An 8,341-nucleotide genomic window follows, 5' to 3' on the forward strand; every position below is an offset into this window, starting at 1 on the left:
TCTCCGATCATATTGATATGTTGCCAGCTGTGGGTAGAGCTATGTGGCAAGCATATTTTTCAATGCGGTACTTTTGGTTCTAACTTTTAATTTAATCCAATCTTGGGATTCTGAGTCAGAATCTTAAATCTGCTGAATCCTGAATCTTGCTTGGGATTCTGAGTCAGAATCTTGAATATGCTGAATCTTGAATCTTAGGATTCTGAGTCAGAATCTTGAATCTGTTGAATCCTGAATCTTGAATCTTGGGATTCTGAATCAGAATCTTGAATCTGCTAAATCCTGAATCTTGGAATTCTGAATCAGATTCCTGATTCGGCTGATTCTTGATTCTTGGGATTCTGATTCTTGATTCTTGAGATTCTGAGTAAGATTCTTGATTCGGCAGATTCTTGATTCTTGGGATTATGAATCAGATTCTTGATTCGGCTGATTCTTGATTCTTGAATCTTGGGATTCTAAATCAGAATGAGAAATGCGCACCAATTTGGTTCTTCGTCAATTTTGGTGAAAAGTATTTGAAAAAGCAATTTTAGAAAATAAATTTTCACCCAAAACCTCCCAATTTAGAAATAAAAAGGAAATACAAGAATTTAAGCATCTACGATTTTATAGGAGAAATAATCTTTCACCAAAATTGACGAAGAACCAATTTCATCGGAATATTCAATCTTTTTATTGAAAACTTTAAAAAGGCTTTTATTACCATCAGGTTTTATTCCCAATACATATGACCACCCATTTTTTACGACTTGTTCAATATTGGGGGCATTTGAGTAGAGAGCATCTTCGGTAATTAGCAACTTTTTATCTTTGTAATGACCTGACATCCAATTCAATAGTCTTTTGGAGGCATTGCGTTCGCAGTCATTCTTTTCTATGCCGTCTTGACAGATAATCGGTTCTGTCCCTATGACAAAGACTTCCTTTTCTTGGGGATGTACCAACATAGCACATAGCATTGAATGATTATAGGAAATACTACCATCTTCCTGTTGCTTTTTCAAACAGCCCTCACAATGTATTTTTTTAGATTCAAAGTGATGAACCCCATCAATGGCAACAATGAGGTATTTTTTCCAAAATTCATACTCCTTAGTGATGCCTAAATCTTCTAATGTTTTGAAGTTTTGGGGATAGAATTGACGGATATCATCGGGATTGACCTCATCAAGAACCACCCGCATTTGAGAATCATTGCAGGTTTTTGCAAGGCAAAATAGATTCTTCAAGTTTTCCTTTTCAATGGGATTCTGCATCTCAAATTGCAAAAGGGAGGAGTATTTTAGCGAAAATATCGCATAAGCACTCATCAAAATATCTGTTAAAGAGACACTTGAATTTTTAGTACGTTTGTCTGTAAAGCTATCAAAGCGACTTCGTAGATTTACAATCAAGGAATCAACGCTTAGCGATTCCTGTAAAATTTTATAGCTCGATTTCATGGATCAAATCTAAATAAAGAGCTACATTTTGCCAAAAAATAAATTGCTGTTGTAAGAATACAATAATTTTAAAGTATTGATAATCAATTAGTTGCAAGTTTGTAATTCCGATTTGGCCCGATTTGGTTTCAAAGACCCATATTGCGTAAAATAATTGAATTGGTTGAAATATTATGATTAAAATGGTTAAAAGTGCATTTTGTTGCACTTTTGATATTTTCAATTAATTTATACTAATCTCCCACTCAACCATTGAAAGTCTATCCTTAATCTTTAAAAGCGTTGTCAAAATTTCTTTATCTTTTGGGAAATTACCAAAAACTAAGTTTTTAAATGTGCCATTGTAAGATTCTTTTAGAGACTTCCAGATGGTTTCAGTATCATCAAAAATTAGAGCCTTACTTGGGTGAAATTGAAGCCATGAATTATTATTTTTATAACTCTTCACATCATCAATTGCCACTCTCACAAGCATTGTGTCAAAGTCCTTTGAATGAAAAAATGATTTGATTTCTTCAATTTCTAACAACTTATGCAAATCGTAAGGATGGCGAACTTTATTTCCTAAATCAACCATTGGTTCGTTGGTGTAAGAAAAACGAATCAAACTCATTATTTTCTCACAAAATGTACGTCTGGGGTCTAATACTAAAACTTCAAATGGCATTAATCCGTATTGTTCTGCAACAGACTCTTGACCCGCTTCTTCCATCATTTGATAGATAAATGTACTTACTTTTCTACTAACATAAGGCTCAAAATAACCTAACCAAGTGGCTTCTGCTATGATTACATCACGTACTTGTCCGAAATTATTTTCGCCAAATATTTTAGGATAAATATGTGCTGTTTTGCGATTCATACCCATCTTTTGAGTTACATTTTCAATCGTAACTTCTGGCAAAATATCTTTGATAACTTTGCTTATTCGCTTTACCTTATTTCCTAATTGGGTACTCGACTCGCTTCCTTCTCTAAGTATTACCAAATCAATGTCTTCCGAAAATCGTTGAATCATAGCATCACATTTCAATAGAGCTGTTCCACCTTTGAAAACGGTATGTTTGCCTACTTCATCATGGAATACTGCACTAAGAGCATACGTTACCCAATAGTCTTTTTCGACATAAATCTCTTGTATTCCAATTTCTCTCGCTGTTTGTTCAATAGCTAATTTGAAAATTTCTTGGTCAAGATGTAAGGTCATTTGATATTCCATTTTTGAGTATTTGACAAAACTTTTGAAGCTCTTGGTAATTTGTAAACAGTAATAGGATTTAAAGATTTGTATAAAGGTTCTGTCAAATCTATTGCACCTAATTCATCTAATAATGCCCCCAACAAGGCTCTGGTTGCGGGTGGATACAATATCGTTAACTCAACCATTTTACTCTGAAAATCTCTGGGAATATTTTTCAAAATAGATAAAAAGCGATTACATAAAAAATCAATATCTGCATCAGGAATCTCTTTTACATAGCGAATTGCATCAAGGATTTGGAGTAGTTGAACATTATCTTTCGTGATTTTATTCTTCTGTTTTATGAAATCGATTCTTAAATAACCTCGTTTAAAGGCAGGTCTAACTTCATTTTTACCAATAACTGTAACCGCACTAACCTGAGTCGTCAATCCCAAACGGTTAAACATTGACAATCCCGTGAGATAGCCCACAATTTCACCATTTTCTTCCAATAAATCCTTAATCATTTCTTGTTCGTTGGGTTTCAAAACCCCAAATATTGATTGTTGTGGAACATAAAATTTTCCCTTAGCAATCTTGGCAATTTCGCCAGAGGCTACTTTCCTATTCAAAGCCTTAATTGTAGCTTCTCGTGAATTTCCCTCTTTGATGAAATCTTGGTAAGTAAAAATAGTGCTTTGTGGCAGCCTACTTATTTCTGAACTTATAAAATTACTTGTTTTCATATGCTATAATTTTCACAAATATACAAAAATGTCCAGTTTTTTAATTAAAAAACTGGACATTTTTGTATAACTCTAAAGATAAATCATCGTATCAATGCTTCTCTCATAATTACCCTAATCCACTCAGGAGTAACCATAATATCATGTTTTAGGATTTCAATATCTTCATTCATTGTATATTCCGATGAATGATGTTCTTCGTCAATTTTGGTGAAAAGCTACCTTTGACTTGTAATTACCACTCTCTTTCGGAGAAGTTCAAAACCCGCACGACCATACATTTGTCGTTTGATATTTTTGAGCCTGTTGACTTGGCCTTCGACTGGTCCGTTGCTCCAATTTGAGACAAAACCCTGATAAACAGCTTGAAAATCCCTTAGAATACCTCTGGCAAATCCTTTGATATTTTCGTTTTCATCATTGATGGTCATTGGAGCCAAAGTGGGCCAGATCGGAATTAGTAGCTCATAGAGGTATACGTTGATTCTATAGACCTCATTAGTTAAACCTTCTTCTACCTAATTTTAACCCAAAAACTATTCAAATATTGATATATATATATATTGCCTTGACAAAGTAAAATAAACGAGCTTTATAGACTGATTATATTCATTAAACTATTAATACCCTACCTTTGAGATACAGTGGCTGTCTATCCTTGAATAATTACGGAGATAATACCTTACCAAAAACTAACGGTTAGAAAATAGTAGATTAAAAAATGTTTGTACGAAAATAATACTTTCAAAGTATTGATGATCAATTAGTTGCAAATTTGTAATTCCGATTTGGCCCGCTTTGGTTTCAAAGACCATAATATTCAATAAAAATCTAATAAAAATACTAAAATTGTTTATTATTCTAAACATTTATACTACATTTGTTGAAAATAATAAACAAAAATATGCTTACACAAGATACTTTGTTGAAATTTCTCAAACGCCATTCGGCTATTTCGATAGCGACTTTGGAAAGAGAAGCACAATTACCAAAAAATACACTTTCAGGGGTAATGGGTGGATCCAGAAACCTAAATGAAAAACATTTGATTGATTTGTATCCTGTTGTCACTCGATACGGATTCAATCAAGAGGCTTTTGAAAAAGCACGTGTTATTTCTATTATAAATCACAAAGGAGGTGTTGGCAAAACTACAACTACTGCTTATCTGGGGGAAGCATTGGCAAATCAAGGTTTCAAAGTATTATTGATTGACATAGACCCACAGGGAAGTTTAAGTGAAGTCCTTAATATTAGAGTCGGGGAAACTCAGGTTTTCCATTCACTTCTTAACTTAGAAGTTCCATTAGCCATCCAAAATGTTCAAAAAAACTTAGATATTGCTCCAAGTGATATTGAATTGAGTTCTGCGGAAAAAGAACTAAGTAACAAAATTGGTGGTGAATTACGCTTAAAAGTAGCCATCAGTAAAGTCTCAAAGAATTATGATTTTATTCTCATCGACTGCCCCCCATCTCTCAATATTCTTACTATAACAGCCATGCAAGCGTCTAACAGTTGTTTAATAACTACCTTACCAGAACAACTTGCGTATAAAGGTTTGGTAGTTTTATTAGAAAGAATTTCAGAAGTAAGAGCCTTGCTCAACCCTTCGTTAGAATTAGATGGTATTGTTTTTACAATGGTAAAAAGTAATAGTATTCACCGAGAATACAAAGAGCTTATTCGCCTGCAATTCTCTAATCTTAAAGTATTTGATTCGGAAATAAAACACTTGATTGATTTCCAAAAAGCAATGATTGAGCATCAAACTATCAGTGTTTTTAGTAAAAACTCAGAGGCGGCAATTTCATATCAGAATTTAGGGGAAGAATATTTACAATCTTTGGACAAACGAAACTAATCTAAAATCATGGCAAAGAAGACATTAGCCGAAAAAATGGCAGAAAACAGTAGAACTGTTTATGAAGGCATGAAAACAAATACAATTGGAAGTTTTAGCTCTACTGAAAATATCAAGAAAAATATTATCATTTTAGATGAACTTAAAGATTTAATTTCTCCCTTATTAGAATCAGAATTTTTATCGCTAAAAGATAATCTTCAAAAGCACGGGTGTAAGGATCCATTAAAGATTTGGCAAACGACCAATCCAGTTATAAATCGAGAAGGAGATTCAGACCAAGCGATTTATGTACTAATTGATGGTCATAATCGCTTTCAGCTTTGTAATGAACTACAAATACCTTTCAATATTCAGATTGACAATTTTGAATCTTTAAAAGAGGTTCGAGATTTTATGATTGATTTTCAATTAAGTCGTCGAAATATAACCCCACAACAAGCCTCTTATTTGCGTGGGATAAGGTATAATACAGAAAAAAAAGAAGTTTCTGAAAATTTAAAGTCCTCACAAATTGAAACAATTTTGCCAAATGGGCAGAATGTCCATCTGGCAAAATCTGACGAAAATTCCGAAAATTTTGAAGTTAAATCTGATGATAATTTGCCAAATGGGCAAAATGTCCATCTGGTGTATAAATCAAATAAAACGACTGCACAAGAGCTTGGAACGTACTTTAGTGTAGATGAAAAAACAATTCGTAGAGATGCAGAATTTGCTCGTGGTTTAGAGAAATTAGACCCTTCATTTCGTAAAGACATCTTAAATGGCAAAATCAAAGTTGAAAAATCTAAAATACAGAAGCTAAGCAAGGCTAACGATATTAACGAGCCTTTAAAAACACCAGAAGAATTGAATTTAGTGTATAACAATCTCATTTCGGAAGATTCGCAAATAGTTGTACCAAAAATGCAAAATTTGATACAAAAAAGGTATTTTCAATTAAACGCCAAATTGCAAAAAGTTTATAATGCTAAAAAGATAAAAAGTGCTGAATTAGAAGCGTTGAAGGTTGCTTTTCAAGACTTTATTGATGCCTTGTAATCATACATATCTCACACCATAAAAGTAGTTTTTAACTCAAATCGTAATAAGAAATAATGAAATGTAAAAACTACTTTTATGGTGTGAAGATATAATAAAACAGAGCTTTACATCATATATTCTTATATAATTATAAAAATATACAATTTATACAAAAACTACTTTTATGGTGTCGTGTATTTTATCAAAACATTTGAATAAGTCTATAAAAACTACTTCTATGGTGTGTAACCCTAAAAATGGAGAGAAAGTAGTGTTAGCAAAAAACAAGATTAATCCTATTATTTTTAGTAACCATTTATTGTTTTGTTTTCTTTTTTAACTTTCAAATACTTTATAACTTTCCGATTGCATAAGTCCCTCATTTTCAAACACTTGAATAACCTTAAAACTACCTTTATGGTGTTAAAAACTACTTGTATGGTGCCAAAAACTACTTATATGGTGTTAAAAACTACTTATATGGTGTCTTAAAACTACTTGTATGGTGCCAAAAACTACTTGTGTAATTTAAAAGTAGTTTTTACTTTGCACAGGGTATAATTTTTATTATTTTTGTAAAACTACCGCATAAAATCAAATTCTTGTCTTAAAATATGGATAATCAAGAAATATCGAAGAGAGAAAAGGCTCTTATTGCTATATCAAAAGACCCATTCAGGGTTATTAAGGGCAATCCGTTGATTGAGGCTAAGTTTGAGTTGACTCCTATTCAAACTAAGCTATTCTTGTTTCTTTTGGCAAAACTTGACACCTCAAAAACCAATTTTGAGCCTATGATTGTGGTTGTAAAAGATTTTCAGAAGTTTATAGGCACAAAAGGAGATAGTCTTTACAATCATTTAAAAAAGGAAGTGGAGAAGATGATTGGTAAACGTGTTTACTACAAAGACGATAATGTGGAACTCAATACCAGTTTAATAAGTGGATATCTATATTTGGAAAAAGAAGGAGCCTTTTTAGTGGAGTTTCCAAGCCTTTTAAAGCCATTCCTGTTGCAATTAAAGGAGAATTTTACGGTGATTGATATACGTAACATTTTAGGGCTTGATAGTTCTTATGCAATGCGGTTTTATGAGATCTGTAAAGAGAAAGAGCGATTCAAAACTTTTCAATATACGGTCACCGAGATAAAGGAAATGTTTTCTATTGAAAATAAGTATAAAAATTATTTCGACTTTAAGGTAAAAATAATCATTCAGGCAAGAAATGAGTTGCAAGAAAACTCAGAATTATACTTTGATTTTGAGGAAATTAAACAAGGGAAAAAAGTTGTTGCCATCCGTTTTACTGTAATTAAGAATAAAAAGAACTTAAAGAGAGATGAAGATGAGTTATCCATACTCACCAAGGAGTTGCCTAATCACACTGAGGTACTGACAAAAGATGTTTACGAAACTGTAAAAAGTTTTAATGTAAGCCTATCAACTGTTAAGAACTGGTTTGAAAAATATCCTTATTTACAAATAAAACAAGGAGTTGATTATACTTTACTTCAACACAAGAAAGGAAAAATAAATGATGTTGCCAGCTATCTCCAAAAAATGGTTTCAGCTATTGATATTACGGATAAACAAGAGAAAGTTAAAACTGAGAAAAAAGTAAAACTTGAACAGCAAAAACAGGTTAAAGAAGAACAAACATTGTTTGGGCATCAAGCAAACCAAATAAAGAACGATTATTTTATTGGTAAAAAGGAGTTGGCTAAACAATTATTAGAAGCAAATCCAAATTTATTTACTCAAATATTGGACGAATTAAAAGACGAATCACAAGCAGATAAAAATAATCTACTGGCTGAACTTGCTCTTGATAATTATAAGCCATTTCTTGGGATTCAACACAATAGTTTAGAAGAATTTGTAGGTAATTTCAGCGTGGATGGCACTTTTCAAAGTTATGTACTTGGAAAAATGACACCCATGTTTAATGATTTTCAATTATTGAAAAATAACTTTTTGTCAAAAGCCAAGCAATTGGGTATTAAGGATATGGGATTGTTTTAGAGTGCATCAAAAAGTGTGGGGCAATCATGCTGCCAACTTGATTTCATTAGGTT

At 32.4% G+C, this 8,341-nt stretch carries 6 protein-coding genes and 1 pseudogene; 3 read left to right on the top strand and 4 right to left on the bottom strand.

Features of this window, described 5'->3' with window-relative positions:
* Positions 1-593: 593 nt before the first annotated feature.
* The 4 genes and pseudogenes from AC1W31_RS19570 to AC1W31_RS19585 form a co-directional block, all read right to left on the bottom strand.
* A complete protein-coding gene (locus tag AC1W31_RS19570) occupies positions 594-1,445 on the bottom strand; it encodes a hypothetical protein (protein ID WP_481736185.1) in 852 nt (283 codons plus the stop codon).
* Between the two features lie 223 nt (positions 1,446-1,668).
* Positions 1,669-2,652: a nucleotidyl transferase AbiEii/AbiGii toxin family protein gene (locus tag AC1W31_RS19575; protein WP_481736186.1), complete on the bottom strand. Its 984-nt coding sequence runs from the start codon at positions 2,650-2,652 to the stop codon at positions 1,669-1,671.
* Positions 2,649-3,374: a DUF6088 family protein gene (locus AC1W31_RS19580; protein ID WP_481736187.1), complete on the bottom strand. Its 726-nt coding sequence runs from the start codon at positions 3,372-3,374 to the stop codon at positions 2,649-2,651. The genes AC1W31_RS19575 and AC1W31_RS19580 overlap by 4 nt, the downstream gene beginning before the upstream one ends.
* Positions 3,375-3,592: 218 nt before the next feature.
* Positions 3,593-3,781, bottom strand: a pseudogene (locus AC1W31_RS19585) (transposase); the annotation flags it as partial.
* 497 nt (positions 3,782-4,278) lie between these two features.
* On the opposite strand from AC1W31_RS19585, the gene AC1W31_RS19590 reads away from it, so the two are divergent.
* The 3 genes from AC1W31_RS19590 to AC1W31_RS19600 all read left to right on the top strand — a co-directional run bounded on the left by AC1W31_RS19590 (position 4,279) and on the right by AC1W31_RS19600 (position 8,288).
* A complete protein-coding gene (locus tag AC1W31_RS19590; RefSeq protein WP_481736188.1) occupies positions 4,279-5,238 on the top strand; it encodes a ParA family protein in 960 nt (319 codons plus the stop codon).
* Between the two features lie 9 nt (positions 5,239-5,247).
* Complete coding sequence (locus tag AC1W31_RS19595; protein WP_481736189.1) at positions 5,248-6,282, top strand: ParB N-terminal domain-containing protein; 1,035 nt, start codon at positions 5,248-5,250, stop codon at positions 6,280-6,282.
* 596 nt (positions 6,283-6,878) lie between these two features.
* Entirely contained in the window at positions 6,879-8,288 is a 1,410-nt protein-coding gene (locus AC1W31_RS19600; RefSeq protein ID WP_481736190.1) for a RepB family plasmid replication initiator protein, read from the top strand.
* Positions 8,289-8,341: the final 53 nt, after the last annotated feature.

The organism is Arcicella sp. (genome assembly GCF_964672035.1).